Genomic DNA, 26,120 nt, shown 5'->3' with positions numbered 1-26,120 from the left:
ACAACACCCTGTTAAGAGGACAAAGTACGAATTAAATTTTGGAAATCTTCTTTAATTTCATGAGTTTCTTCTTTCAAAGACTCAATCTTGCGGCAAGCATGTAATACCGTAGTATGGTCACGGCCACCAAAGGCATCGCCAATTTCCGGTAAGCTATGGTTAGTCAGCTCTTTCGCCAACGCCATCGCCATTTGCCGCGGCCGGGCCACCGAGCGGGAACGGCGCTTGGATAATAGATCCGCCACCCGGATTTTATAATACTCGGCTACCGTTTTCTGAATATTTTCAATGGTGACCAGCTTGTCCTGTAACGCCAGTAAATCACGCAGCGCTTCGCGCACAAAATCAATGGTAATGGGCCGGCCGGTAAAGTTAGCATTGGCTATCACCCGGTTTAGGGCGCCCTCCAATTCCCTAACATTGGAACGCAAGCGCTTGGCGACAAAGAATGCGACTTCTTCCGGCAAACGGATCTGGTTTTCCTGCGCTTTTCGCATCAGGATCGCGACCCGGGTTTCCAGCTCTGGTGGCTCGATCGCAATCGTCAAACCCCAGCCAAAACGGGATTTCAGCCGATCTTCCACCCCGTCGATCTCTTTTGGATAACGATCGCTGGTCAGAATGATCTGCTGATTACCCTCTAGCAGGGCATTAAAGGTATGAAAGAATTCTTCCTGTGAACGCTCTTTATTGGCAAAAAACTGAATATCGTCAATCAGCAAGGCATCAACCGAGCGATAGTAACGCTTAAATTCTTCGATAGCATTATTCTGCAGCGCTTTCACCATATCCTGCACGAAGCGCTCAGAATGCATATAGATCACCTTGGCATCAGGCTTTTTCGCCAGAATACCGTTTCCTACCGCATGTAATAAGTGGGTTTTACCCAGACCAGTACCGCCATAAATAAACAGCGGGTTATAGGCAGTACCCGGATTATCAGCCACCTGCGATGCTGCGGCCCGCGCCAGCTGATTCGACTTACCCTCAACGAAGTTAGAAAAGGTATAGTTGGTACGAACATTAGAGCGCACTATGCTTTTTGGGGCAGGTTCTGGTATTTCCGGTTCGGCAGCAGGGGCTTCAGGTGCAGCTTTGGCTGGCATCTGGCTCGGCATACTCACTCTGGCCGTCTGCGTGCTGCTGCCAACATCAAAGCGTAAGCGTGGTGCATTGTCGCCACAATAATCCCGGATCAGCTCGAGGATCCGGTTTAAATATTTTTCTCGCACCCAATCCAGCACGAAGCGATTAGGCGCGTACAAAGTTAGCGCATCAGCTGAACTATCAGCCTGCAGCGGGCGGATCCACATGCTAAAGTGTTGTGCGGGTAGTTCGGCCTGCAATGCCTGCAGACAATTTTGCCAAACGGACTGGTACACCGTCTCTCCTGAAGCCTGAGTTATAAGTAATGATTAAGGCTGGTGCAAAACGCCAGACCGGCATTATCGTACTATCTTATCCACAACTGCAAGATTGACTTTTTAAAAAACTCGGCATTCAGCCAAAAAGATATTTATGCTATTGTATTTATTGCATATTTACTGCTTATTCTATTTAAGAATAGATCACAGCAGACCTTAGTATTTATGTGTAGAAAAGCAAATAACTCACAATTTATTCTGTTTTAACTACCCTACCTGTGGAAAACTTTCTAAAAAGCCGGATCACAACAGTATTGATCGCACTTTTCCTGTAGGATCGCATTGACTTTAGTAGCCGAACTACTTAAAATTCGCGCTCATTTTTGTCAGCTGCGTTTTGGTGTATTTGCTAAAACACAGGTACCCTTAGTAAATATTTCGACCGGACGGATGAAGTTATGAGTAAAAGAACCTTTCAACCAAGCGTGTTAAAACGCAAGCGCAACCACGGTTTCCGTGCCCGTATGGCCACTAAAAATGGTCGTCAGGTGTTAGCACGTCGTCGTGCTAAAGGCCGCAAACGTTTAACTGCCTAAGCTGGCGGTTAAACGCTGCGTGGTCAGCTACAAATTCGGCCGGGAGTTAAGACTACTAACTCCCAGTCAGTTTGATAATGTTTTCCAGAACCCGTTTCGGGTTGCTTCCCCCCTGTTTACCATCCTTGTTAAGCCAAATCAGTTAACCCAGCCAAGAATTGGCCTTACTATCGCCAAAAAACGTGTTAAATTAGCCGTACAGCGTAATCGTATCAAACGTTGTGTGCGAAATAGCTTTCGTTTACATCAGCACCAGCTTCCTGCTGTTGATCTGGTACTCATGGTAAAGGGTGATATCAGCAATACCCCGAATGATGAATTACTGAAACAACTGGAACGGCTATGGCAAAAGATCGCTCGCCAGTACACCGCTTTGTTATCTGGTTAATGCTGGGCGTAGTGCGTGGTTATCAATTACTGATTAGCCCGTTGCTGGGGCCTCGCTGTCGTTTTCACCCCACCTGTTCGCATTATGCGATAGAGGCGATTCAACGCTTTGGTGCTGTGAAAGGGGCTTGGTTAGCCGGTAGACGCATATTAAAATGCCATCCGCTTCACCCGGGCGGTGAAGATCCCGTTCCTGAAAAGCATAATGAGAAAAGCTAACACATGGATTCACAACGCAGTTTTCTAATAATTGCCCTGGCAATCGTCAGTTTTTTCCTCTGGCAGGAATGGCAAAAAGATTATGGCCCTAAGCCGGTAGTTGCACCTGTTACTCAACAACAAGTCAGCAACGATAACAGTTCCGCGTCCCTGATTATGGATAGCCCGGAAACACCGCAAGCCACCACGCCAACCGAAGCCGTTGCCCGGCGGATCAAAGTCAGCACTGATGTGCTGGAACTGGAAATTGACCCACGCGGTGGCGATATCGTCAGCCTGAAATTACCACAGTATGCGCTGACTAAAGACAGTCAGGACCCTTATGTGCTGATGCGGCAAATTGGTGCTTTTGAGTATGTCGCGCAATCCGGTTTAATCGCCCGCGATGGCCCAGACCGTAACGGCCGGCCACTATACCAGAGTGAAGCCAGTGAGTACCGTCTGAACGGCGATACCCTGACTGTACCACTACGTTTAGAGCACAACGGTCTGCAAATCGAAAAGCGTTTTATTTTTACCGCGGGTAAATATGATGTCCGGGTAGAATATCAAATACTGAATAACAGTGCCGAAGTTAAAACAGTTCAGGCCTATCAACACCTACTGCAAAATATCGATAATGGCGAAAGTAGCAGTATGTTTATGCCCATTTATCGCGGTGCCGCTTTTGGTAGTGCTGAAGAGCGCTATAAAAAGTACGACTTCAGCGATATGCAGAAAAACAACCTGACAGTTACCACAACCGGCGGTTGGGTCGCCATGCTGGAACACTACTTCGTATCGGCTTGGGTACCTGATCAGGCTAGCACACACCAGTTATATAGCCGCATCCACGGCGGTAATAAAGGTGTGATCGGTGCGCTGAGTAATCCACTGGATATCGATCCGGGTCAGACTGCAACAATTAATGCGGTGTTCTATGCCGGCCCGAAAGATCAGGATAACCTGGCACAATTGGCGAATGGTCTGGATTTGACTGTCGATTACGGTTTCCTGTGGTTTATTTCACAACCACTGTTCTGGTTACTGACCTTTATCCAGGGCTTTGTTGGCAACTGGGGTGTCGCCATTATTATCATCACCCTGATCGTAAAAGGCTTAATGTATCCACTGACCAAGATCCAATATGAATCTATGGCTAAGATGCGCAATCTGAAGCCAAAGATTGAAGAAATTCAGTCTCGCTACAAAGATGACCGCCAGAAAATGGGCCCGGCCATGATGGAGCTGTACCGCAAAGAAAAAGTTAACCCGATGGGTGGCTGTTTACCGATGCTGATCCAGATGCCGATTTTCCTGGCGTTATACTGGGTATTTGTCGAGAGTGTCGAGCTGCGACATGCCCCATTCATGTTATGGATCACGGATTTATCAGCCAAAGATCCACTGTATGTGTTGCCGGTTCTCTTTGGTATCAGTATGTTTATGATGCAAAAACTGACGCCAATGCAGGTAACAGACCCCCTGCAACAGAAGCTGATGATGTGGATGCCAGTGGTATTCTCAATCTTCTTCTTCTGGTTCCCGAGTGGTCTGGTACTGTACTGGTTAGTCAGTAACCTGATTTCGCTGGCTCAGATGCTGTATATCTACAAAGGTATGGAAAAGAAAGGCATACATACCCGTAAAGCCTAATCTGTTCCTACAGCAGTAGTCACACCAGAGCCTGTTAGCGATGTCTGACAGGCTTTTTTGTTTAGCCGAGGTCAAGATGTTTAGTACCGATACCATTGCCGCAGTCGCCACCGCCCCCGGACGGGCCGGTGTTGGCATTATCCGGATCTCCGGCCCGGACTGTAAAACCGTGGCCGCTGCAATCCTAAAACGCCTGCCTAAACCGCGCTATGCCGAATATCTGCCGTTTTTCGCAACAGATCAGGTACTGGACCAGGGCATCGCCCTGTACTTCCCCGGCCCGAATTCCTTTACCGGTGAGGATGTGCTGGAGCTGCAGGGCCATGGTGGTCCGGTATTGCTGGATATGTTACTGCGCCAGGTGTTGCAGACGCCAAATGTGCGGATCGCCCGCCCGGGTGAGTTTTCTGAGCGCGCCTTTTTAAATGACAAGCTGGATTTGGCACAAGCCGAAGCCATAGCCGATCTGATTGACGCCAGCAGCGAGCAGGCCGCACGCAGCGCCATGCAATCGTTACAGGGTGAGTTTTCCAAGCGCATTCATCAGCTGGTCGAAAAAGTGATTCACTTGCGGATGTATGTCGAAGCCGCCATTGACTTCCCGGATGAAGAAATCGATTTCTTGTCTGACGGCAAGGTTGCCGCCGATCTGGCCGAGATTATCGACGATTTGGCACAGGTCAGAAAACAAGCCACCCAGGGCAGCATTTTGCGCGAAGGGATGAAAGTGGTCATCGCCGGGCGACCCAATGCCGGTAAATCCAGCTTACTGAATGCCCTCGCCGGCCGCGAAGCTGCCATTGTTACCGAGATTGCCGGTACCACCCGCGATGTACTGCGCGAACATATTCATATCGACGGTATGCCGCTGCATATTATCGATACCGCCGGCTTGCGTGATACCGAGGATCAGGTAGAGCAAATCGGCATTGCCCGCGCCTGGCAGGAAATTGCCAAGGCAGATCGGGTACTGTTTATGGTCGACAGCACCACCACTGCTGATACCGATCCCCATGCTATCTGGCCGGAGTTTATCGACCGCCTGCCGCCAGGCTTAGGCATTACCGTGATCCGCAATAAGGCCGATCTGACCGGCGAAAGTCTGCAACCGGACGAACTGGCCGCCGTACCTGTCTATCCGCTATCCGCGAAAACCGGTGCCGGTATTGATGCGCTGCGTGAACATCTGAAACGTTGTATTGGCTTTGATGCCAGTACCGAAGGCAGCTTTCTGGCCCGCCGTCGCCATTTAGATGCGCTGGACCGCGCCGCTGAGCATCTGGCAATAGGCCAGGAGCAACTGCATAGCTTTATCGCCGGCGAAATTCTGGCCGAAGAGCTGCGGCTAAGCCAACAGCACCTGAATGAAATTACCGGCGAATTTAGTTCAGATGATTTACTGGGTAGGATTTTTTCCAGTTTTTGTATCGGGAAATAGCGCGGTCAATAGCATTAAGCCACTACTGCAGCTGCGCTAAGGTCTGATCGGTGCGTTTTAACCAGTAAAGCAAGAGTGCGGCCAGTGCAACAAAGCCGGCCGCCAGCAGCAAGCCGGGTTGATAGGAACCCGTGGCTTTGGCCAGAACGCCGGTAATGGCCGGTGCAATCACCTGGGCGAAGCCATAGGCCAGCGTTAATTTTCCCATTAACCGCGCGGGCTTGGTCGGGTATAAACGCCCGGCCATGGTCAGTACTAAGCTGACGACCCCGATAAAGGTCGCACCAAAGAGCGCAGCACTAAATAGTACGGGCCAAAGTCCGGGCACGGTCAGCGGCAAAGCGATAGCAAGGGTTTGTAATAGCAGCGCCAGAATAATTGCATTCAAAAAACCGAGACCTCTGGCCAGCAAATCCCATATTAATACCGCCGGCGCCGCCGCCAAGCCCAACAGCACAAAAGCCAGATTGCCGCTGCCTGTGAGTCCCGGCAGCCGTTCAACGATAGTAACAATAAAGGTTGCAGTGACGACATAGCCATAGCCGGCACCAAAATAACTGAATAACATTAGTCGGATAAAACGACTGCCCGGTTCAGGCTGCATAGCGGTCTGTTGCTGGCTGGCACCGGTTATAACCGGCAGTGGTAACCAGCGCCAGGCCGGTACCGCCAGCGCAACGCCGAGTAAGGCGAATAAATACCACTGCTGCCGCCAGTCAAAATCCAGATTGAGCATCAGCTCAACCGCCAGTGCAGCAAGAGCAATCCCCAGCCCCAGCCCGGCAAAATGAACCCCAAGCTCGGCCCTTAGCTTGTGCTGCAGTAACCAGTGCAGGATTAACCCGGACGCAATCAGCATCGAGCCGGCACTGCTAAGCCCGGCCAGATAGCGCCAGAATGCCCAGAGCAAGATATTTTCGGTCAGCGCCATACCAAGGGTGCTGATAATCGCTAACAGCAAACCAAAGCGATACAGGCGGTCTTTTAGTGCCAGCGAGTTCAGGCTAGCCGCCAGTAAGGCACCGCTCATATAACCAAGGTAATTTACCGCAGCCAGATAACCACCACTGGCATCATCCAGCATACTTTGTTGCTGCATCAATGGCAGTAAGGGGGTATAGGCGAAACGCGCCACTCCGAGACAGAGTAACTGACTGAAAAAGCCGGCCAGCAGAACTTTCAGGCGTAATGACAGCAAGAGGAAGTCGCTAAGATCCTGGTAAACAGGATCTTAGCTTAGGCGATCCAAGATCGGCTGGCTATGCGACGATAGTCTTAGTGCGGAATCGAATTAACGGGCATAGGTCGCGGTAAGGGTCGCTTTCGCCAATGCCATCGCATTTAGCATAAAGCCGACCACCGCTGCACTGGCGCCATCTGGGGCGGGTAAGGTTTCTTCCGGTAAGGCCCAGACCGTAAATTGATAGCGGTGCATACCATGACCTTCCGGTGGGCAGGCGCCACCAAAGTTTTTACTACCATAATCGTTGGTAAAACTACGGCTACCCGGCGGTAAGCTGCCTTTACCGGCCCCGCGCGGCAAACCGGTGGCTGCCGCCGGTATATCGGTAACCAGCCAATGCCAAAAACCCGAACAAGTGGGCGCATCCGGATCAAACACCGTTACCGCAAAGCTCTTGGTACCTTCAGGCGCATTCTGCCAATTCAAGGCCGGTGAAATATTGGCGCCGTTACAACCAAAACCATCAAATTCCTGATCTTTTGCCATAAAATGGCCTTCTTGCAGATCCGGACTAGTCAGACTAAAACGGGTGTTACTCATCATTCTCTCCCAGGTTTAGAGGCTGGCCTTACCTTACGCCGCGACAAGACGCAGATCAAGTGATCCGACCAACGCCGGTAGTAAGTGGCCGCTTACTTTCAACTATAACGCTGTAGCCATTGATAGAATTGCGCCTTAGGTAAAGCTCCGGCTTGCTGTGCCAGCACCTTACCCTGGTGGATCAGCATAATGGTCGGGATCGAACGAATAGCAAAGCGCGCCGCCAGACTTTGCTGTTGCTCAGTATCGACCTTAGCGAAACGAAAGCGGGGCTCCAACTCTGCGGCGGCGGCAGCAAATACCGGCGCAAAACTGCGGCACGGGCCACACCAGCTGGCCCAGAAATCCAGCACCAACGGCAGCTCAGACTTTTCTGCATGGGCAGCAAAATTCGCTGCCGTCAATTCCAGCGGCTGGCCGCTGAACAAGGCGTGTTTACATTTACCACAACGGCCATCCTGCAGCGGGCGATCGGCAGGTAAGCGGTTTAACGCATGGCAGTGGGGGCAGGCAATAATCATCGGCAGTCTCCGCAACAGGTGATAATGCAGATATAAGGTGATCGGACACAAATTTAAAGACGCGATAACCTATAACAGGTAGAAAAAAGCCCCGGCAGGCGGGGCTTGAACAGTTACGTTATCGCAAAATGTTTATTCACGCGGTTTGCGTGGAGCCCGTGGCGCTGCACCCGGACGCGGGCCGGGGCCGGAACGGCGTTCACCAGCCGGTGCAGCACCAGTATCGACGGTAATATTCAGCTTTTGCTTACGCACATACACCTTTTTCAGATGCTGGAAAATCTCATTCGGGATATTCGCCGGCAGCTCAACGGTACTGAAATGGTCGAACAATTTGATGTTACCGATAAACTGGCTATCAATATTGGCTTCGTTGGCGATAGCACCCACGATGTCACCGGCACGAACGCCATGCTCTTTACCCACTTCAATGCGGTAAGTATTGTAATCGCCCTGCAGCTCGCGACGCTGACGCGGACCGCGCTCTGGCCGGTCACCGGACGGACGGTCGCCAAAGCTACGCTCCGGACGATCACGACGATCGCCTGGACGGTCGTTACGCTCAGCACGGGCGTGCGGCTGGCGCAATTCAGGAAATTTGTTCGCCACATTCAGCGGCTGATCTTTCTGCGCCAGATATAACAGTGCCGCAGCTAATTCAGCGTCTGAGGTTTCCAGCTTATCGCGCCAATCATTAATCAGATCGGTAAAGAAACTCAGGTTTTGGGTTTCGATCGTTTGGGCTAACTGGGCGCGGAAGCTCTCAATACGTTTTTGCTCAATCACCTGACCAGTTGGCAGGTTCATTTGCTCGATCGGCTGCTTGGTCGCATATTCAATAGTACGCAGTAAACGACGCTCGCGTGGCGATACAAACAAAATCGCCTTACCTTCACGGCCAGCACGACCGGTACGGCCGATACGGTGTACATAGGCTTCGCTGTCATAAGGAATATCGTAGTTCACTACCAGGCTGATCCGTTCCACATCCAGACCGCGGGCCGCCACGTCAGTAGCGACAATAATATCCAGCTGACTGGCTTTCATGCGACGGATGGTTTGCTCCCGGTGTGCCTGATTCATATCACCATTTAAACAGGCAACGGCATAGCCGCGGGCACCCAGCTTTTCCGCAATTTCTTCAGTAGCGCTTTTGGTGCGCACAAACACAATACTGGCATCATACTCTTCGCCTTCCAGTACCCGGGTCAACGCATCCAGCTTTTGATTAGCATCCAGTAACACAAAACGCTGTTCAATGCGCTCCACGGTGCTGGTTTTCGAGGCGATCTTAATTTCTTCGGCATTGGTCAGATGCTTCTGGGCAATGGCGCGAATCGGAGCTGGCATTGTCGCCGAGAACATCGCCACCTGACGACCAGCAGGTGTCGCATCCATAATGGTTTGCACATCATCGATAAAGCCCATCCGCAACATCTCATCGGCTTCATCCAGCACGATGGCACGTAGCTTATCCAGCTTCAGGGTGCCGCGATCCAGGTGATCCAGGATCCGGCCCGGTGTACCGACAATAACTTGTGAACCACGTTTCAGTGATTTCAACTGATTGGTATAGCTTTGACCACCATATAAAGGCAATACATGGAAAGCAGGCATATAACGGGCATAAGCCTGGAAGGCTTCTGCGACCTGAATAGCCAGCTCACGGGTTGGTGCTAACACCAGAATTTGTGGATCGTTTTGCGCCGGATCTAACCGGGCTAATAATGGCAGGGCAAAGGCGGCGGTTTTACCGGTACCGGTTTGCGCCTGGCCAAGGACATCCTCGCCAGCTAATAATTTGGGGATGGCAGCCGCCTGAATTGGCGATGCGGTTTCATATCCAAGTTCGGTGACAGCACGTACCAGGGGCTCCGGCAGCATTAGCTGGGAAAATGACATAGAGTCAGACATACTTTGTTTTAACCTCAATAACACGCAGGCTCAGTGGTCGTGCAATTGTCGTTTCTACTATGCCTGCAATGCAGTAAAAACGCGAAATCGAATAAACAGCGCTAGCGTTATTCAATTTTATTCCAGTAGTATAGCCAATCATTTCACTGGCAAGAGGCACAAATGATCGAAATCCTCGTCGGCAGCCAAATGGGCGCAGCGGAATATGTGGCAGAACAAGTTGCTGAAACACTGGTACAAGCGGGCTATGACGTTACAACGCATCTGAAACCCGAACTCAATCAGCTAAACCAGCATGCTATCTGGTTAGTGATTACATCCACCTATGGCGCAGGAGATCTGCCTGATAATATTCAACCCTTTGCGGATCAATTAGCACAAGATCAGGGCGATCTTACCACACTTTCTTATGCTGTGATCACTTTAGGTGATTCCAGTTACGATACTTTTTGTCTGGCAGGGGCGAAAATCGCCGCTTTACTGGCTGCAAAAGGCGCTCGCTGCTTATTACCCGGGCTAAATATCGATGCTCAGGATCCAGAATTACCAGAAGATCAGGCGCTCGCCTGGTTACCACAACTTATCAACAGTTTATCCAGCATCCGCCAGGATTAAGCCTGATCAAGTGCCAAGCAATGGATCCGGCAAAGGCAGTCAAATACTGGCGTTGCCGATCTTATGATCCTCTTATCCTCACTTTACCCACAGTTAATGATCTTAACTTAACGCAATGTTGATAACTTAGAATTTTACCAAGGTATAAGCTGTATTTATCCAATTTATAAGTTTATTAAACCCACCAGCTGTGGATAAAACAGGATCTTACCCACCTGTTAGATCAGGTTAGATCCAAGCTTGATCACAGGATCTGATCCTATTTAACCTTATGATCCTTTTAAAGAAAATAGCCTTATCCACCATAAAACCCTTGCTTAATAAGAGTAATAACAGAAAAGATCTAAAAAGATCCTATATATATTAAGGCGGATCCAGATCTGGTTTTAGCCATTTCCCTCTCCACCGGATCAAGCTACAATATGTGCCCTGTTTTTTATTGGTAACAGATCGAGGCAACAATGCTGTATCAGGAAACTTTTGATGTGATCGTCGTCGGTGGTGGCCATGCCGGTACTGAGGCCGCATTAGCTGCAGCACGCACCGGTTTGTCTACTTTATTGCTGACCCATAATATTGAAACTCTGGGTCAAATGTCGTGTAACCCGGCCATTGGTGGTATTGGTAAAGGCCATCTGGTAAAAGAGATTGATGCCTTAGGTGGCGCTATGGCGATTGCTGCTGATAAAGGCGGGATCCAATTCCGTACCCTGAACAGTTCAAAAGGCCCGGCAGTAAGAGCTACACGCGCCCAGGCCGATCGCCAGTTATACCGCGCCGCAATTCGTCAAATACTGGAAAATCAACCAAACCTGAAGATCTTTCAACAGGCCTGTGACGATCTGATTGTTGAACAGGATCAGGTAACAGGCGTCGTTACCCAGATGGGATTACGCTTTAAAGCCAAAGCTGTGGTATTAACAGTAGGAACCTTCCTTGGTGGCCAGATCCATATAGGTTTAGAGCAATTTGCCGGTGGCCGTGCCGGCGATCCACCCTCTATCGCTTTGGCCAGACGTTTACGGGAACTGCCATTTCGGGTAGATCGCCTGAAAACCGGCACGCCACCACGCATTGATGCCCGCTCCGTCGATTTTTCGATGATGCAAGCTCAGCCTGGTGATACCCCTACTCCGGTATTCTCATTTTTAGGCAAGCATAGCGATCATCCGACACAGATCCCTTGTTTTATTACCTACACCAACGAACAGACGCATCAGGTCATTCGCGATAATCTGGATCGCTCACCGATGTATACCGGTGTCATTGAAGGCATAGGGCCACGTTATTGCCCATCTATTGAAGACAAGGTCATGCGTTTTGCCGATAAAGATAAACATCAGATCTTTATCGAGCCGGAAGGACTGACCACACACGAGCTTTATCCAAACGGTATTTCCACCAGTTTGCCTTTTGATGTGCAGCTGTCGATCGTGCGTTCAATCAAAGGTATGGAAAATGCCTATATCACCCGGCCAGGCTATGCCATTGAGTATGATTTCTTTGATCCGCGCGATCTTAAAGCAACGCTGGAAACCAAATTTATTAAAGGCTTGTTCTTTGCCGGCCAGATCAACGGTACAACCGGTTATGAAGAAGCAGGTGCTCAGGGCTTATTAGCCGGACTTAACGCTGCGCTTTACGCCAAAGAGCAGGATGGCTGGTCGCCAAGCCGCGATCAGGCGTATCTCGGCGTATTGGTTGACGATCTGACCACCTTGGGTACCAAAGAGCCGTACCGGATGTTTACCAGCCGTGCTGAGTACCGGCTGATGTTACGTGAAGATAATGCTGATGCCCGCTTAACTGCCAAGGGCCGCGAACTGGGCTTGGTTGATGATATCCGCTGGGTAGCCTTTAACCAGAAAATGGAACAAATAGAACTGGAACGGCAACGTTTACGCCAGAGCTGGATCCATCCACAACATTCGGCACTGGCAGCAGTTAATACGCTGCTTAAAACCCCCTTAACTCGCGAAGCCAGTTTGGAAGAACTGATCCGTCGGCCGGAAGTCACTTATCAGCAGCTGCTGGCCATTGATAGCTTAGGCCCGGTACTGGCGGATCCGGTAGCGGCAGAGCAGGTTGAGATCCAGATCAAATACGAAGGTTATATCAACCGGCAACAGGATGAGATCGTCAAACAACAGCGTAACGAAGAAACCCGCTTACCGGCTAAGTTTGATTACAGTCAGGTTAAAGGCCTGTCAAATGAGGTGGTTACTAAGTTAAATCAAACTCAGCCGGAAACAGTAGGCCAGGCATCCCGGATCTCGGGTATTACCCCGGCAGCGATTTCATTATTACTGGTTTATCTGAAGAAGCAGGGTTTACTGCGTAAAACCGCTTAAGCGGAATTAAGGATCTATGGCTGAGTTGTTAACTACCCTGCGTAAGCTGGTCGCGCAAACAGATTTATATTTATCAGAATCGCAACTGGCGCAATGTGTACAGTACGTTGCGTTATTGGATAAATGGAATAGTGCTTATAATCTGACTTCAATTCGCGATCCACAAGAAATGCTGATTAAGCATGTGTTAGATAGCCTGGTGGTCGCACCTTACCTTACCGGACAGCGTTTTATTGATGTCGGCACCGGGCCGGGTTTACCCGGCGTTTTGTTAGCCATTTATTATCCGGATAAAGATTTTACCCTGCTTGATAGTCTGGGCAAACGGATCCGCTTTTTAAATCAGGTAAAAATGCAGCTCAAGCTGCAAAATATTACGCCAATCCAAAGCCGGGTAGAGAATCATCAGCCGGTGCTGGGTTATGACGGGGTGATCAGTCGGGCTTTTGCCTCGCTAAATGATATGCTGAGTTGGTGTAAACACTTACCCGCGCCGAATGGGCGCTTTTTCGCCATGAAAGGCGCTGCCGTGCAAGAAGAAATTGCAGCTTTGCCGGATTTTGTTAAAGTAGACGCCATCCATAATTTGCAGGTACCACAACTGGATGCACAGCGTCATCTGGTGGTACTAAGTAAATCCGAATAGGTTACGTCTGATCAGCACGAGGGACACCGTGGGCAAAGTCATCGCAATAGCAAACCAGAAAGGTGGAGTAGGTAAAACTACGACGGCGGTGAATCTGGCTGCCTCCATGGCTGCAACCAAACGCAAAGTGCTGTTAATCGATCTGGATCCACAGGGCAACGCGACTATGGGCAGTGGCGTCGACAAATATGAACTTGCTGCCACCGCTTATGAATTATTAGTCGATGAAAAACCGCTGGCTGAAGTGGTCGTCAAAGACACCTCTGGTGGTTACCACCTGGTGGGCGCGAACTCTGATGTGACCGCGGCTGAAGTCCGTTTAATGGACGTATTTGCCCGCGAGCTGCGTTTGCGCAATGCACTGAAAGCTTACAAGAACAGTTACGACTTTATTTTTATCGATTGCCCGCCGTCGCTCAACATGCTTACGGTCAATGCCATGTCGGCGGCAGACAGTGTGCTGGTACCGATGCAATGCGAATATTTTGCCCTGGAAGGCTTAACCGCCTTGGTTGATACCATTAATAAACTGGCTTCAGTTGTTAATCCCGAGCTAAAAATCGAGGGTATTCTGCGTACTATGTACGATCCACGCAACCGGCTGGCGAATGACGTCTCCGAGCAGTTAAAGCAGCATTTTGGTGATAAAGTCTACCGCGCGGTGATCCCACGCAATGTTCGTTTAGCTGAGGCGCCAAGTTTCGGTGCCCCAGTGATGTATTACGATAAAAGCTCCACTGGAGCCAAAGCTTATCTGGCGTTAGCCGGTGAAATCTTGCGCCGCTCTGAAAAGAAAAAGCCGGTTACCGGTGCCGTCGCCCAGTAATCGCATATAAGGATAATAGAATCGCATGTCTTTGAAAAAACGTGGTTTAGGTCGTGGGCTCGATGCGTTATTAACGGCAGGTAAACCTGCCCCGGTCGCTGCAGCCAAAGAGCGTTCTGAATTACAGCAGATCCCGGTTGAATTTTTACAACCCGGCAAATATCAGCCACGTAAAGATATGTCGCAGGATGCACTGGAAGATCTGGCCAGTTCGATCAAAGCCCAGGGTGTGATTCAACCGATCGTCGTGCGGCCCCTGGCTGAAAACCGCTATGAAATTATTGCCGGTGAACGCCGCTGGCGCGCTTCGCAACTGGCGCAACTGGCTGAAGTCCCGTGTCTGATCAAAGATGTGCCGGATGAGGCCGCGGTTGCTATTGCACTGATTGAAAATATCCAGCGCGAAGATCTGAACGCTATGGAAGAAGCGGTAGCACTGCAGCGGCTATTAACCGAATTTGAATTGACGCATCAGCAAGTTGCCGACGCGGTAGGGAAATCCCGCGCTGCGGTGAGTAACCTGCTGCGGTTAAATCAGCTGAATGATGATGTCAAACTACTACTGGAACATGGCGATATCGAAATGGGTCATGCCCGGGCACTGCTGGCGCTGGATGGTGATGCGCAATCGGATGCTGCCAGACTGGTAGCCGCCAAGCAGCTGACGGTGCGTGATACCGAAAATCTGGTAAGACGTATTTTGGAGCCGTTACCGGAAAAAGCGCCGCGCGAAAAAGACCCGGATGTACTGGCTCTGGAACATCGACTAAGTGAGCGTTTTGCGGCGCCGGTGCTGATCGATTACAACAAAAAAGGTAAAGGCAATCTGGTTATCAGCTATAGCAGCCTGGCTGAATTAGACGGTATTTTAAACAAACTGGGTCATCAGTCGGATGAATAGCCGGTATTTTTAACCAAGATTGCGACAAGACCTTGGTCTATGCCGCTTTTAGTTGCAAATCAGGGGTAAATAAGTATACTTTCGCAAGTTTTTTGTTACCCCGGTTCGGGCTGTTACAAGGGGTATTTCAGTGGCTGAATTAAACAGTGGACAGACGCGCAAAAGCGCTTATCTTCTGGTGTTATTTCAGGCGCTGGTGGCGCTGACGATAGCGTTGATATTTTGGGCCACGCTGGACGTGGCAGCGGCTAAATCAGCTTTTAAAGGTGGTTTGGTTGCCGTAGTAGCGAATTTCGTATTCGCTTTTTTTGCGTTCCGACATAGCGGTGCAGAAAAAGCAGAACTGATCGCGGCATCGATGTTACGTGGTCAGTCGTTTAAAGTATTGTTAACAGTAATCTTGTGTGCAGCAGTTTTTCAACAAGAGCAAACCGTGGCAGGGCCTTTTTTAACCGGTTTTTTGCTTACTCTGCTGACACAATGGACAGCACCTTTTTTCTTTAAACATTAACATTGGGATGAAACATGGCTGCAGGTGAAGAGTTAACGCTATCCAGCCATATTCAGCACCACCTTACTAACGCAAAAATGTGTACCGTTGACGGTAGCCTGGCATTTAATAAAGCGTGTAGTGAGGCCGGGTTCTGGACATGGCATATTGATACGCTCGCTTGGTCTATTGGCTTAGGCCTTTTATTTTTAATGCTGTTCCGCAGTGCGGCGAAAAAAGCCTCAACTGGCGTTCCGGGTAAATTTCAGTGCTTTATTGAAATGATCATCGAGTTCGTTGCGGCAAACGTTAAAGACACCTACCACGGCAAGAGCAAACTGATTGCACCATTGGCGCTGACCATCTTCGTCTGGGTTTTCCTGATGAACCTGATGGATCTGGTGCCGGTAGACTTCCTGCCAGCCTTCGCCGGTTGGGTGGGCGCGACCTTCTTTGGTATGGATTCGCATGATGTTTACATGAAAATCGTACCAACTACTGATATCAATATGACCGCAGCATTAGCAATTGGCGTATTTTTGCTGATGATTGGTTATTCAATCCGCATTAAAGGTGTATTGGGCTTTGTGAAAGAACTGACACTGCACCCATTCAGCACCAAAATCGTACCGCTGCAAATTGTACTGATCCCGTTCAACCTGTTACTGGAGCTGATTGCCCTGGTTGCCAAGCCATTCTCGCTGGCACTGCGGTTATTCGGTAACCTGTACGCCGGTGAAATGATCTTTATCCTGATCGGTGCTATTGGCTTACTGCAGTTACCTCTGCACTTTGTCTGGGCGGTATTCCACATCCTGGTAATTGTATTGCAGGCCTTTGTGTTTATGATGCTGACCATTGTTTACCTGAGCATGGCCAGTTCGGACAATCACTAATTTTTTTTAAACTTTAACTTTACTTTAAATATCGGAGAGAAAAATGGAACTAGTATTAGGCCTTAAGTTAATCGCAGTAGCACTGTTAATCGGTTTTGGTGCTATCGGTACTGCACTGGGTTTCGGTAACATGGGTGGTAAATTCTTAGAAGCCTGTGCCCGTCAACCAGAACTGGCCCCGTCACTGCAAGTTAAAATGTTCATCCTTGCTGGTCTGATCGACGCCGTAGCTATGATCGGTGTTGGTATCGCCATGTACATGTTGTTCGCAATGTAATTAAAGGTTTTTAAACGTCGAACAACTAATTAAGGAGGAGCGGACGTGAACTTAAACGCCACTCTTATCGGTGAATTAATCGCTTTTATCGTCTTCGTACTGTTCTGTATGAAGTTCGTCTGGCCACCGCTGAGTAATGCAATCGAAGCGCGCCAGAAGAAAATCGCAGACGGTCTGGCGGCTACTGATCGGGCTGAAAAAGATCTTGCCTTAGCGCAGGACAAAGCCAAAGACCAGTTAAAAGATGCCAAGGCACAAGCAGCCGAAATCATCGAACAAGCGAAAAAGCGTGAAGCGAAAATGCTGGACGAAGCTGTCGCTAAAGCCAATGCCGAGCGGGAAAATATTCTGGCCCAGGCAAAAGCGGAAGTGGAAGCTGAACGCAACCGTTTACGTGAAGATTTACGCAAGCAGGTAGCAGCCTTAGCGGTAGCCGGTGCAGAGAAAATTCTGCAGCGCTCTATCGATGAAGCGGCTCACGCTGACATTCTGGAAAAACTGGTTCAAGAACTGTAACGAGGATGAGCTATGTCTGATTTGACGAATATTGCTCGTCCGTACGCAAAGGCGGCCTTTGACTATGCTGTAGAGCAGAATGCACTGGACGCCTGGCTGCAGATGCTGGTGTTTGCTGCTGAAGTAGCAAAAGACGCTCAGGTGCAAGCCTACTTGCGTACTCATGGCACTGCTGACAAGCAGGCCGACCTGTTTATCCAGGTATGTGGTGAGCAACTCAATGAGCAGGGCCGCAACTTTGTTAAAGTCATGGCCGAAAATCACCGCTTGTTGGCGTTGCCTGAAGTATTAGCTGCCTTTGTTGCACACAAAGCCGCGTATGAGAAAGAAATTACTGTTGAAGTAACCTCTGCTACTGCGCTGACAACTGCACAACAAGACAAGCTGATAGCTGCATTATCGCAACGTTTGGCACGCAAGGTTAAATTGAACTGTAGCGTTAACCCGGAAGTCGTCGGCGGTATGCTGATTAAAGCCGGCGACATGGTTATAGATGGCTCGGTCCGCGGTAAGCTGGACCGTTTAGCAACTGCGCTGCAGTCTTAATGGGGAACAGAGAATGCAACTGAATTCCACAGAAATATCAGAACTGATCAAAAGTCGTATTGCTCAGTTCGACGTGGTCAGTGAAGCTCGTAACGAAGGTACTATCGTTCAGGTAACTGACGGTATTATCCGTATCAATGGCCTTGCTGACTGTATGCAAGGTGAGATGATTGAGCTTCCTGGCAGCCGTTATGCTATCGCACTGAACTTAGAGCGTAACTCAGTGGGTGCTGTAGTAATGGGTCCGTACGCGGACCTGACAGAAGGTACTAAAGTAAAAAGCACTGGCCGGATCTTAGAAGTTCCGGTTGGTCCGGCGTTATTAGGTCGTGTGGTTAATACCTTAGGTATGCCAATTGACGGTAAAGGTCCAATTGATGCTGCAGGCTATGAGCCGGTAGAGAAAATTGCTCCTGGTGTTATTGACCGTCAATCAGTAGACCAGCCAATGCAAACTGGCTACAAGTCAGTTGATGCGATGATTCCAATCGGCCGCGGTCAACGTGAATTGTTGATCGGTGACCGTCAGACCGGTAAAACGGCGCTGGCGATCGATGCTATCATCAACCAGAAAGGCACTGGCGTTAAGTGTGTGTATGTCGCTGTAGGTCAAAAAGCGTCTACTATCGCTAACGTAGTACGTAAGCTGGAAGAGCACGGTGCACTGGGCCACACTATCGTGGTAGTCGCCTCTGCTTCTGAAGCTGCGGCACTGCAGTTCCTGGCGCCATACTCTGGTTGTACTATGGGCGAATACTTCCGTGACAACGGTGAAGATGCGCTGATCGTATACGATGACCTGTCAAAGCAAGCTGTGGCTTACCGTCAGATCTCGTTACTGTTACGTCGTCCACCAGGCCGTGAAGCTTACCCAGGTGACGTATTCTATTTACACTCTCGTCTGCTGGAGCGTGCATCACGCGTTAATGCTGACTACGTCGAGCGTTACACCAAGGGTGCCGTAACAGGTAAAACCGGTTCTTTAACCGCACTGCCAATTATCGAAACTCAGGCGGGTGACGTTTCTGCGTTCGTACCAACTAACGTAATCTCGATTACTGACGGTCAGATCTTCTTAGAAACTGACTTATTCAACGCTGGTATCCGTCCTGCGGTGAACGCCGGTATTTCGGTATCGCGGGTAGGTGGTGCAGCCCAAACCAAGATCATCAAAAAGCTGGGTGGCGGTATCCGTCTGGCCCTGGCCCAGTACTCAGAACTGGCGGCGTTCGCGCAGTTTGCCTCTGACCTGGATGATGCAACCCGTGCTCAGTTAGAGCATGGTCAGAAGGTAACTGAGCTGATGAAACAGCTGCAGTATAGCCCGATGTCTGTTGCAGAGATGGGTGTGTCTATTTTCGCTATCGAAAAAGGCTTTATGAAAGATGTAGACGTGGCTAAAGTCCTGGACTTCGAAGCCGGCTTAATCGCTTTCATGAAAGCTGAGCACGCTGAGCTGATGGCTGAGATCGACAAAACCGGTAACTACAACGACCAAATCGAGTCTACGTTTAAAGCTGCTATTGAGAAATTCAAGGCAACGCAGACTTGGTAAGCAATGTGGGTGGCCTGTGCCACCCCATTCGTTGAATAAATCGGAGATACAGTCATGGCCGGTGGTAAAGAGATAAAAAGTAAGATTGGGAGTATTAACAATACTCGCAAGATCACCAGTGCTATGGAAAAAGTTGCGGTCAGTAAAATGCGCAAAGCGCAGGACCGCGTGGCTGCAACTCGCCCATACGCTGAAGGTATGCGCAAAGTGATCGGTAACGTGGCGCAAGGCACGCTGGAATACCGCCATCCGTATTTAGCGGAGCGGGAAATCAAGCGCGTTGGCTATATCGTCATCTCAACCGACCGCGGTCTTTGCGGTGGCCTGAACACCAATGAATTCAAAAAAGTAGCTGCAGAGCTGAAAGGCTGGAAAGATAAAAATGTAGACGCTCAGTTTGCCGTGATCGGTAACAAAGCCACTGCATTCTTCAAGCGTTTTGGCGGTAAAGTGGTTGCTGCGCAACCGGGTTCAGGTGACGTACCACGTCTGGCAGATGTGATTGGTTCGGTCCAGGTAATGCTGCAAGCATTTAACGAAGGCCGGATTGACCGCTTATTCCTGGTGTACAACAAGTTTGTTAACACCATGAAGCAAGAGCCAGTGATCGATCAACTGTTACCTCTGCCAAAAGCAGACATCGCACAAAAAGAGCATAACTGGGACTATCTGTACGAGCCGGATCCAAAGCCAATTTTGGATATGTTACTGACTCGCTACATCGAATCACAGGTTTACCAGGGCGTAGTTGAAAATTCTGCCAGTGAACAGGCAGCACGGATGGTGGCGATGAAAGCCGCAACCGATAACGCCGGTAACCTGATGGACGACCTGAAGCTGGTGTATAACAAAGCACGTCAGGCCGCGATTACCCAGGAGCTTAGCGAAATCGTCGCAGGTGCGGCAGCTGTAGGCTAAGGTAAAGAGTTTTGCAAAATTGAGGAAACATCATGAGTCAAGGTAAGGTCGTCCAAATCATTGGCGCCGTTGTGGATATCGATTTTCCACAAGATGCGGTACCTGGTATCTATGACGCGTTAAACGTTGCCGACGGTGACCTGAAAGGTCTGGTGCTGGAAGTTCAGCAACAGCTGGGTGGCGGTACGGTTCGTGCTATCGCACTGGGTACTACTGACGGTTTACGTCGCGGCACTGCCGTGGTGAATACCGGTAAAGCAATTCAGGTTCCGGTGGGTAAAGCCACACTGGGCCGTATTATGAACGTTTTGGGTGAGCCAATCGATGAAGCTGGCCCAATCGGTGAAGAAGAGCGTTGGTCTATCCACCGCGCTGCACCAAGCTATGAAGATCAGGCTGCTTCAAACGCCCTGCTGGAAACCGGTATCAAGGTTATCGACCTGGTATGTCCGTTCGCCAAGGGTGGTAAAGTGGGTCTGTTCGGTGGTGCCGGTGTAGGTAAAACCGTAAACATGATGGAACTGATCCGGAACATCGCGATCGAGCACAGCGGCTACTCAGTATTCGCCGGTGTAGGTGAGCGTACCCGTGAAGGTAACGACTTCTATCACGAGATGAAAGACTCTAACGTACTGGATAAAGTATCGTTAGTGTATGGTCAGATGAACGAGCCACCTGGAAACCGTCTGCGTGTAGCCTTGACCGGCTTAACCATGGCAGAAAAATTCCGGGATGAAGGCCGTGACGTACTGTTCTTCGTTGATAATATCTACCGTTATACCCTGGCCGGTACTGAAGTATCTGCGCTGTTAGGCCGTATGCCTTCAGCAGTAGGTTACCAGCCAACACTGGCGGAAGAGATGGGTGTACTGCAAGAGCGTATCACCTCAACTAAGACCGGTTCTATCACGTCAATCCAGGCCGTTTACGTACCTGCGGATGACTTAACTGACCCGTCACCGGCAACGACGTTCTCGCACTTAGATGCGACCGTTGTACTGAGCCGTAACATCGCTTCTCTGGGTATCTACCCGGCGATCGACCCACTGGATTCTACCTCTCGTCAGTTAGATCCACTGGTTATCGGTAAAGAGCACTATGAAGTCGCTCGCGGTGTGCAGTCAGTATTACAGCGTTACAAAGAGCTGAAAGATATTATCGCCATTCTGGGTATGGATGAACTGTCTGACGAAGACCGTACTACTGTATACCGGGCGCGTAAAATTCAGCGTTTCCTGTCACAGCCATTCTTCGTTGCTGAAGTATTCACTGGCTCACCAGGTAAATACGTACCGCTGAAAGAAACTATCCGTGGCTTTAAAGGCATCCTGGCCGGTGAATATGACCATATGCCAGAGCAGGCTTTCTACATGGTTGGTTCAATCGACGAAGCGATCGAAAAAGCGAAGAAACTGTAAGTTCAGGCTTTAGGAGAGCGAGATGGCGATGACAGTGCAACTGGATGTAGTAAGTGCCGAAGAAAAAATCTTCTCCGGCCTTGTCGAATCCGTGCAGGTCACAGGCAGTGAGGGCGAGCTGGGTATTTTACCTTTCCACGCCCCGTTACTGACCACCCTGAAACCTGGCATGGTCCGTATCGTAAAACAATTTGGCGAAGAGCATCTGATTTATGTTGCCGGCGGTGTACTTGAAGTACAACCCGACACCATTACGGTGCTGGCCGATGTTGCGGTACGTGGCGAAGACTTAGATGAGCAGGCTGCTTTAGACGCACAAAAACGTGCTGAAGAAGCCATGCAGCATGCCAGCGCTGACTTTAATTACGCCGAAGCGGCGGCGCAACTGGCGGAAGCCATTGCCCAGCTGCGCGTTATTCAGAAAATGCGCAAAAAATAAGTTTCCGTAAGCTAAAAAAGCCACCTCAGGGTGGCTTTTTTTATGCTCAAAACGCTATTTTCCTGCTGTTCACAACTTGTCGCAGTTAGTAAACCTCTTTATAGTAAAACTGCTACCGATAAGCAGTAAATAACAACACAGGATAAATAGGATAACTAACAATGCGCGCTTTACTCGCAGTATTACTTTTATGTTGGCAGTTTGCGGCTACGGCTCAGTCGCTTACATTGGCCGACTATGCCAGACAGCCACAGTTTCTGGAAATAAAAATCTCGCCTACAGGTAAATATCTTGCTGCTACCAGCCGCAGCGAAGAAGGTAATGTTTATCTACAAGTTATTGATATTAAGACTAATCAGGTTATCAGTGTACGCCACTTCAGCGGTAGAGACTCAATAGGCACCATTAACTGGGCGAATGCCGAACGGTTATTATTAACGATAGTACGGGATATTGGCGCCTTAGAATCGCCGGTTGCGACCGGTGAGTTATTCGCCGTCAATGCCGATGGCAGTAATGCCAGAATGCTGACCGGTTATCGCGCTGACCACGAAAAAGATGCTGCGACTATTATTAATTATCTGCCTGAGGACGAGAACTTTGTATTAATTGTCACTGCAACACCAAATCGTCGCGGTTCATTTAGTCTGGTAAAACGCTTAAATATTGAAAATGGCCGTACTCGCCAGATTGCCAGAGCGCCGATGCGTTCGTCGGGTATGATAACTGATGCTAATGGTGTCGCCCGTATTGCTGTTGGTGTTGACCAGAACAACGACAATGAAATGGTGATGATGTACCGTAAAGATGAGCGTAGTGATTGGCAAACGTTACGTCGTTATGGGCAACGCGATGGCAGTTTCCAACCCATAGGCTTTATGGCGGATAATGTGCGCATCCTGGGTACCAGCGACACGCAGACGGATACTAAGGCGATCAGTATTTTTAATCCTGAAACAGGTCAGGAAGAAGTACTGGCGCATCATCCAAAAGTCGATGTTGCCCCCATTTTTAGTCTGCGTAATGGTCTGATTAATGAGGTGATAGGCGCAGCATACGACTATGATATTTATGACGAAGTGTTTTTTGCTGATGTCAAAGATCAGGAGTTTAGTGCAAATTTACAAGCCTTAAGGGCGGCATTCCCTGGTCGTCGAATCAGCATTACGTCAGGTACCCAGGATAACAGTTTGGCCATACTCTCCGTAAGATCAGCCAACCATCCAGTCGAGTTTTATATCTATGATATTAAAAACAAGCAACTGAGTTATTTGCTTAACGCCAGCCCCTGGTTAAAGGCCGAACAATTAGCGCAAACCCAGGCGATTTTCTATAAGAGCCGTGACGGCCTGGATATTCATGCCATTCTTACTTTACCTAACAATAAAGAGGCAAAAAATCTACCACTGATTATGCTACCGCACGGCGGTCCGCATGGTCCGCGTGACTATCTGGATTACGATAGTGATGCCAAGGTGCTGGCACAACACGGTTATGCTGTTTTACAGCCTAACTTCCGCGGTTCGGGTGGTTTTGGCCGCAGTTTCTTACAGGCAGGCTATCAAAACTGGGGTACCACCATGATCGATGATATGACCGATGGTGTGTTACATCTGGTTAAAGAGGGTATCGTAGACCAAAACCGCGTATGCGCTTACGGTGGCTCCTACGGTGGTTATGCCGCCTTAATGAGCGCCGTGCGGGAACCGGATTTGTATAAATGTACCGTCGGTTTTGTTGGGGTCTTTGATCTGAATCTGATGTATACCGATGGCGATATTCCACAACGCAAAAGCGGTATTAACTATCTGGAAATGGCAATTGGCCGTGATCAACAGCGGTTAGATGCACAGTCACCGATTAAGCACTTAGATAAACTTAAGGCTCCGGTATTTATTATCCATGGTAAGGAAGATCAACGGGTGCCGATTATTCATGCCGACCGTTTACGGGCTGAGTTAGAAAAGCGCAATCATCCGTTCGAGTGGCTGGTAAAAGAAAAAGAGGGTCATGGCTTTTATAAACCAGAGAATAACGTAGAGCGCTGGGAAAAAATGCTGGCCTTCTTTGATAAATATATTGGCGATAGCCGCGCCGCTAATTAAACCAAGATGAGCGTATACCGAGGGAGCCAGCAGGCTCCCTTTTTTTCGTGATAAGATTTAGATAATATTTTCCGCTATTTAAAATCAATGGTTTAGTGATTTTATGTTCGCGATAAATTGCTAAGTGTTCGATAAGCGACACTATCGTTTCCTGCCATTATAGTTTGTTGGTCAGTGGCTCATGCCACCTAACAGAGTCGACGAAATTCAAACTATAAGATGCAGGGAAACTCCATGAACAAGCATGTCCTATCACGGTTTTATCAAGCAAGCGCACTGCTACCGCTTTTGGTTAGCTCGGCGTTATTTGCTGCGCCAGCAGAGGTTGGTGTCGTCACCACAAACCCAACTAAGGTGCAGCTTGTACCTTGTTATGCCAAAGATCTGCCGGACCGTCTGTTGTGTGGCACGGTGCAGCAACCGTTAAATATCAAAGCAGTAAAAGATGCTGAGAATCAGACGATTTCGATTCATTTTGCGATTATTCCGGCAATTAAGCCGCTATACCCGACAGAGGCTGTGCTGGCTTTTGCCGGCGGACCTGGACAGTCAGCATTCGATGCCGCTGCCGTCTTTGCGCAGGCCTTGCGGTATGCCCGTGAAAACCGGGATATTTTGCTGGTCGATCAGCGTGGCACCGGCAAATCAGGTCTACTGCAATGTGACGGTATGGATCTGGTTAGCCAATTTGCATTTGATGAAAGCACCGCAGATATCGTTGCGCTGGCGAAAACCGACACCCTGGCCTGTAAAGAAAAACTGCAGGTCGACCTTAACCATTACACCACGGTAGCCGCTGCCAGCGATTTTGAGGCGGTAAGGCAGGCTCTGGGTTACCAAAAGTTACATCTGTACGGGGGTTCCTATGGCACCCGGATGGCGCAGGAATATATGCGGCAATACCCTGCTGCAGTCGTTACAGCGACTCTGGATGGCGTGGTACCTTTTAATCAAAGCCTGGGCGCTTTAGGGGCCGCTTCCGATGCCTCTGTTGCCGCCTTGTATGCCTATTGCGAAGCATCAGAGACATGCCACCAGCAATTTCCGCGTGCTCGCCAGCAATTGCAGCAACTGATCCAACAGCTGGATGCGGCACCGGTAAGCACCCGGGTCCGTCATCCGCGCACCTTTGCCTTAATCGATCTCACCCTGACCCGCGCCAAACTGCAACAGGCAATACGATTTGCCTTATACAGCAACAACAGCCGGGCTTTGTTGCCCTACACCATTGAACAAGCATTAGCGGGTGACTACAGCCCCCTGGTCGGTCTGATGTTGTCGCAGGACATCGTGCAACAGCTTTCTGTTGGCGTGAATTTCGCGGTGGTGTGTGCAGAAGATGTGCCGTTCTGGACGGCAGAAAGTCGTGCTGAATTTGCCAAAAGCTACTTAGGCCGTACCTGGATGCAGAGCGCTGAAGCCAGCTGCGCTGTGTGGCAAACGCCGGCAGTCGATGTTGCTTATACGCAGCCACTGCAAACCGCGACACCGGTACTGTTACTCTCGGGCGGCCTGGATCCTGTCACGCCTCCGGCTTGGGCAGAATTAGCCATGAGTCAGATGCCGAATGCCCGCCATCTGGTCGCGCCTCATGCCACCCATATCGTCGCGTCGCAAAGCTGTGCCCCCAAGCTGATTAGCCAGTTTATCAATCAGCAGTCGGCAGCAAATCTCGATGCCAGTTGCCTGAATCAGGAACTGCGCAAACCTTTCTTTACTAACGCCAATGGTGTGGCGTCGTTAACTGCAGAGCAGGAGTAACAG

26 protein-coding genes are annotated in these 26,120 nt (G+C 49.7%); 21 read left to right on the top strand and 5 right to left on the bottom strand.

Annotated features, from left to right (window positions below; genetic code table 11):
- Positions 1 to 11: 11 nt before the first annotated feature.
- The gene (gene dnaA, locus AGRI_RS11105) at positions 12 to 1,382 is read right to left on the bottom strand and encodes a chromosomal replication initiator protein DnaA (RefSeq protein WP_008985034.1); all 1,371 of its coding nucleotides are present in this window, start codon (positions 1,380 to 1,382) and stop codon (positions 12 to 14) included.
- A gap of 440 nt (positions 1,383 to 1,822) precedes the next feature.
- Here dnaA and rpmH point away from each other — a divergent pair, with 440 nt between their 5' ends.
- From rpmH to mnmE, 5 genes are all read left to right on the top strand, one after another.
- Complete coding sequence (gene rpmH / locus AGRI_RS11095) at positions 1,823 to 1,960, top strand: 50S ribosomal protein L34 (protein ID WP_008222343.1); 138 nt, start codon at positions 1,823 to 1,825, stop codon at positions 1,958 to 1,960.
- A gap of 19 nt (positions 1,961 to 1,979) precedes the next feature.
- Complete coding sequence (rnpA, locus tag AGRI_RS11090; protein ID WP_008985032.1) at positions 1,980 to 2,348, top strand: ribonuclease P protein component; 369 nt, start codon at positions 1,980 to 1,982, stop codon at positions 2,346 to 2,348.
- Positions 2,303 to 2,566: a membrane protein insertion efficiency factor YidD gene (gene yidD / locus AGRI_RS16395; protein ID WP_008985031.1), complete on the top strand. Its 264-nt coding sequence runs from the start codon at positions 2,303 to 2,305 to the stop codon at positions 2,564 to 2,566. Before rnpA ends, yidD begins: the two co-directional genes overlap by 46 nt.
- Before the next feature lie 3 nt (positions 2,567 to 2,569).
- The gene (yidC, locus tag AGRI_RS11085; protein WP_008985030.1) at positions 2,570 to 4,201 is read left to right on the top strand and encodes a membrane protein insertase YidC; all 1,632 of its coding nucleotides are present in this window, start codon (positions 2,570 to 2,572) and stop codon (positions 4,199 to 4,201) included.
- Positions 4,202 to 4,277: 76 nt separating this feature from the next.
- Entirely contained in the window at positions 4,278 to 5,639 is a 1,362-nt protein-coding gene (gene mnmE / locus AGRI_RS11080) for a tRNA uridine-5-carboxymethylaminomethyl(34) synthesis GTPase MnmE (RefSeq protein WP_008985029.1), read from the top strand.
- 22 nt (positions 5,640 to 5,661) lie between these two features.
- On the opposite strand, the gene AGRI_RS11075 is transcribed toward mnmE, so the two are convergent.
- From AGRI_RS11075 to AGRI_RS11060, 4 genes are all read right to left on the bottom strand, one after another.
- Entirely contained in the window at positions 5,662 to 6,837 is a 1,176-nt protein-coding gene (locus AGRI_RS11075) for a YbfB/YjiJ family MFS transporter (protein WP_008985028.1), read from the bottom strand.
- Between the two features lie 93 nt (positions 6,838 to 6,930).
- Positions 6,931 to 7,422, bottom strand: a complete 492-nt coding sequence (locus AGRI_RS11070) for a YbhB/YbcL family Raf kinase inhibitor-like protein (RefSeq protein ID WP_008985027.1) — start codon at positions 7,420 to 7,422, stop codon at positions 6,931 to 6,933.
- A gap of 98 nt (positions 7,423 to 7,520) precedes the next feature.
- Positions 7,521 to 7,943 (bottom strand): thioredoxin TrxC, encoded by a 423-nt coding sequence (gene trxC / locus AGRI_RS11065; RefSeq protein ID WP_008985026.1) that lies wholly within the window; start codon positions 7,941 to 7,943, stop codon positions 7,521 to 7,523.
- A gap of 132 nt (positions 7,944 to 8,075) precedes the next feature.
- On the bottom strand, positions 8,076 to 9,857 hold the full coding sequence (locus tag AGRI_RS11060; protein WP_193353436.1) for a DEAD/DEAH box helicase: 1,782 nt from the start codon (positions 9,855 to 9,857) through the stop codon (positions 8,076 to 8,078).
- A 162-nt stretch (positions 9,858 to 10,019) separates the two neighbouring features.
- Here AGRI_RS11060 and mioC point away from each other — a divergent pair, with 162 nt between their 5' ends.
- The 16 genes from mioC (at position 10,020) to AGRI_RS10980 (ending at position 26,117) form a co-directional block, all read left to right on the top strand.
- Positions 10,020 to 10,472 carry an FMN-binding protein MioC gene (gene mioC, locus AGRI_RS11055; RefSeq protein ID WP_008985024.1) on the top strand — a complete coding sequence of 151 codons (453 nt, stop codon included), beginning with the start codon at positions 10,020 to 10,022 and terminating at the stop codon, positions 10,470 to 10,472.
- A gap of 461 nt (positions 10,473 to 10,933) precedes the next feature.
- Positions 10,934 to 12,823, top strand: a complete 1,890-nt coding sequence (gene mnmG, locus AGRI_RS11050; RefSeq protein ID WP_008985023.1) for a tRNA uridine-5-carboxymethylaminomethyl(34) synthesis enzyme MnmG — start codon at positions 10,934 to 10,936, stop codon at positions 12,821 to 12,823.
- Between the two features lie 16 nt (positions 12,824 to 12,839).
- The gene (gene rsmG / locus AGRI_RS11045) at positions 12,840 to 13,469 is read left to right on the top strand and encodes a 16S rRNA (guanine(527)-N(7))-methyltransferase RsmG (RefSeq protein ID WP_040291858.1); all 630 of its coding nucleotides are present in this window, start codon (positions 12,840 to 12,842) and stop codon (positions 13,467 to 13,469) included.
- A gap of 28 nt (positions 13,470 to 13,497) precedes the next feature.
- A complete protein-coding gene (locus tag AGRI_RS11040) occupies positions 13,498 to 14,295 on the top strand; it encodes a ParA family protein (protein WP_008985021.1) in 798 nt (265 codons plus the stop codon).
- A gap of 25 nt (positions 14,296 to 14,320) precedes the next feature.
- Positions 14,321 to 15,196, top strand: coding sequence for a ParB/RepB/Spo0J family partition protein (locus AGRI_RS11035; protein ID WP_008985020.1), 876 nt, complete (start codon positions 14,321 to 14,323; stop codon positions 15,194 to 15,196).
- Between the two features lie 130 nt (positions 15,197 to 15,326).
- Positions 15,327 to 15,707: an ATP synthase subunit I gene (locus tag AGRI_RS11030; RefSeq protein WP_008985019.1), complete on the top strand. Its 381-nt coding sequence runs from the start codon at positions 15,327 to 15,329 to the stop codon at positions 15,705 to 15,707.
- Between the two features lie 14 nt (positions 15,708 to 15,721).
- On the top strand, positions 15,722 to 16,582 hold the full coding sequence (gene atpB, locus AGRI_RS11025) for a F0F1 ATP synthase subunit A (RefSeq protein ID WP_008985018.1): 861 nt from the start codon (positions 15,722 to 15,724) through the stop codon (positions 16,580 to 16,582).
- A 43-nt stretch (positions 16,583 to 16,625) separates the two neighbouring features.
- Complete coding sequence (gene atpE / locus AGRI_RS11020) at positions 16,626 to 16,859, top strand: F0F1 ATP synthase subunit C (protein WP_008985017.1); 234 nt, start codon at positions 16,626 to 16,628, stop codon at positions 16,857 to 16,859.
- Positions 16,860 to 16,904: 45 nt separating this feature from the next.
- Complete coding sequence (gene atpF, locus AGRI_RS11015; protein ID WP_008985016.1) at positions 16,905 to 17,375, top strand: F0F1 ATP synthase subunit B; 471 nt, start codon at positions 16,905 to 16,907, stop codon at positions 17,373 to 17,375.
- A gap of 12 nt (positions 17,376 to 17,387) precedes the next feature.
- Positions 17,388 to 17,921, top strand: a complete 534-nt coding sequence (gene atpH, locus AGRI_RS11010; RefSeq protein WP_008985015.1) for a F0F1 ATP synthase subunit delta — start codon at positions 17,388 to 17,390, stop codon at positions 17,919 to 17,921.
- Between the two features lie 13 nt (positions 17,922 to 17,934).
- A complete protein-coding gene (gene atpA / locus AGRI_RS11005) occupies positions 17,935 to 19,476 on the top strand; it encodes a F0F1 ATP synthase subunit alpha (RefSeq protein WP_008985014.1) in 1,542 nt (513 codons plus the stop codon).
- Between the two features lie 54 nt (positions 19,477 to 19,530).
- The gene (gene atpG / locus AGRI_RS11000) at positions 19,531 to 20,394 is read left to right on the top strand and encodes a F0F1 ATP synthase subunit gamma (protein WP_008985013.1); all 864 of its coding nucleotides are present in this window, start codon (positions 19,531 to 19,533) and stop codon (positions 20,392 to 20,394) included.
- A 32-nt stretch (positions 20,395 to 20,426) separates the two neighbouring features.
- On the top strand, positions 20,427 to 21,812 hold the full coding sequence (gene atpD, locus AGRI_RS10995; RefSeq protein ID WP_008985012.1) for a F0F1 ATP synthase subunit beta: 1,386 nt from the start codon (positions 20,427 to 20,429) through the stop codon (positions 21,810 to 21,812).
- A gap of 22 nt (positions 21,813 to 21,834) precedes the next feature.
- Complete coding sequence (locus AGRI_RS10990; RefSeq protein WP_008985011.1) at positions 21,835 to 22,251, top strand: F0F1 ATP synthase subunit epsilon; 417 nt, start codon at positions 21,835 to 21,837, stop codon at positions 22,249 to 22,251.
- A 161-nt stretch (positions 22,252 to 22,412) separates the two neighbouring features.
- Positions 22,413 to 24,356 (top strand): alpha/beta hydrolase family protein, encoded by a 1,944-nt coding sequence (locus AGRI_RS10985; protein ID WP_008985010.1) that lies wholly within the window; start codon positions 22,413 to 22,415, stop codon positions 24,354 to 24,356.
- A gap of 234 nt (positions 24,357 to 24,590) precedes the next feature.
- Positions 24,591 to 26,117 (top strand): alpha/beta hydrolase, encoded by a 1,527-nt coding sequence (locus AGRI_RS10980; RefSeq protein WP_008985009.1) that lies wholly within the window; start codon positions 24,591 to 24,593, stop codon positions 26,115 to 26,117.
- The last annotated feature ends 3 nt before the right edge of the window (positions 26,118 to 26,120 follow it).

Source organism: Alishewanella agri BL06, from assembly GCF_000272005.1.
GTDB classification, from domain to species: domain Bacteria; phylum Pseudomonadota; class Gammaproteobacteria; order Enterobacterales; family Alteromonadaceae; genus Alishewanella; species Alishewanella agri.
Note: the sequence above shows the minus strand (reverse complement) of the source record. Positions and strands in the feature narration are given on the sequence as shown.

What these genes read in the sequence shown, in the direction of transcription:
- rsmG (WP_040291858.1), top strand. Translation starts at nt 12,840, where the DNA reads ATGGCTGAGTTGTTAACTACCCTGCGTAAGCTGGTCGCGCAAACAGAT.
- rpmH (WP_008222343.1), top strand. Translation starts at nt 1,823, where the DNA reads ATGAGTAAAAGAACCTTTCAACCAAGCGTGTTAAAACGCAAGCGCAAC.
- atpD (WP_008985012.1), top strand. Translation starts at nt 20,427, where the DNA reads ATGAGTCAAGGTAAGGTCGTCCAAATCATTGGCGCCGTTGTGGATATC.
- yidD (WP_008985031.1), top strand. Translation starts at nt 2,303, where the DNA reads ATGGCAAAAGATCGCTCGCCAGTACACCGCTTTGTTATCTGGTTAATG.
- atpH (WP_008985015.1), top strand. Translation starts at nt 17,388, where the DNA reads ATGTCTGATTTGACGAATATTGCTCGTCCGTACGCAAAGGCGGCCTTT.
- yidC (WP_008985030.1), top strand. Translation starts at nt 2,570, where the DNA reads ATGGATTCACAACGCAGTTTTCTAATAATTGCCCTGGCAATCGTCAGT.
- AGRI_RS10980 (WP_008985009.1), top strand. Translation starts at nt 24,591, where the DNA reads ATGAACAAGCATGTCCTATCACGGTTTTATCAAGCAAGCGCACTGCTA.
- trxC (WP_008985026.1), bottom strand. Translation starts at nt 7,943, where the DNA reads ATGATTATTGCCTGCCCCCACTGCCATGCGTTAAACCGCTTACCTGCC.
- AGRI_RS11070 (WP_008985027.1), bottom strand. Translation starts at nt 7,422, where the DNA reads ATGAGTAACACCCGTTTTAGTCTGACTAGTCCGGATCTGCAAGAAGGC.
- atpG (WP_008985013.1), top strand. Translation starts at nt 19,531, where the DNA reads ATGGCCGGTGGTAAAGAGATAAAAAGTAAGATTGGGAGTATTAACAAT.
- AGRI_RS10985 (WP_008985010.1), top strand. Translation starts at nt 22,413, where the DNA reads ATGCGCGCTTTACTCGCAGTATTACTTTTATGTTGGCAGTTTGCGGCT.
- mioC (WP_008985024.1), top strand. Translation starts at nt 10,020, where the DNA reads ATGATCGAAATCCTCGTCGGCAGCCAAATGGGCGCAGCGGAATATGTG.
- atpE (WP_008985017.1), top strand. Translation starts at nt 16,626, where the DNA reads ATGGAACTAGTATTAGGCCTTAAGTTAATCGCAGTAGCACTGTTAATC.
- atpA (WP_008985014.1), top strand. Translation starts at nt 17,935, where the DNA reads ATGCAACTGAATTCCACAGAAATATCAGAACTGATCAAAAGTCGTATT.
- AGRI_RS11035 (WP_008985020.1), top strand. Translation starts at nt 14,321, where the DNA reads ATGTCTTTGAAAAAACGTGGTTTAGGTCGTGGGCTCGATGCGTTATTA.
- AGRI_RS11060 (WP_193353436.1), bottom strand. Translation starts at nt 9,857, where the DNA reads ATGTCTGACTCTATGTCATTTTCCCAGCTAATGCTGCCGGAGCCCCTG.
- AGRI_RS10990 (WP_008985011.1), top strand. Translation starts at nt 21,835, where the DNA reads ATGGCGATGACAGTGCAACTGGATGTAGTAAGTGCCGAAGAAAAAATC.
- mnmE (WP_008985029.1), top strand. Translation starts at nt 4,278, where the DNA reads ATGTTTAGTACCGATACCATTGCCGCAGTCGCCACCGCCCCCGGACGG.
- mnmG (WP_008985023.1), top strand. Translation starts at nt 10,934, where the DNA reads ATGCTGTATCAGGAAACTTTTGATGTGATCGTCGTCGGTGGTGGCCAT.
- atpB (WP_008985018.1), top strand. Translation starts at nt 15,722, where the DNA reads ATGGCTGCAGGTGAAGAGTTAACGCTATCCAGCCATATTCAGCACCAC.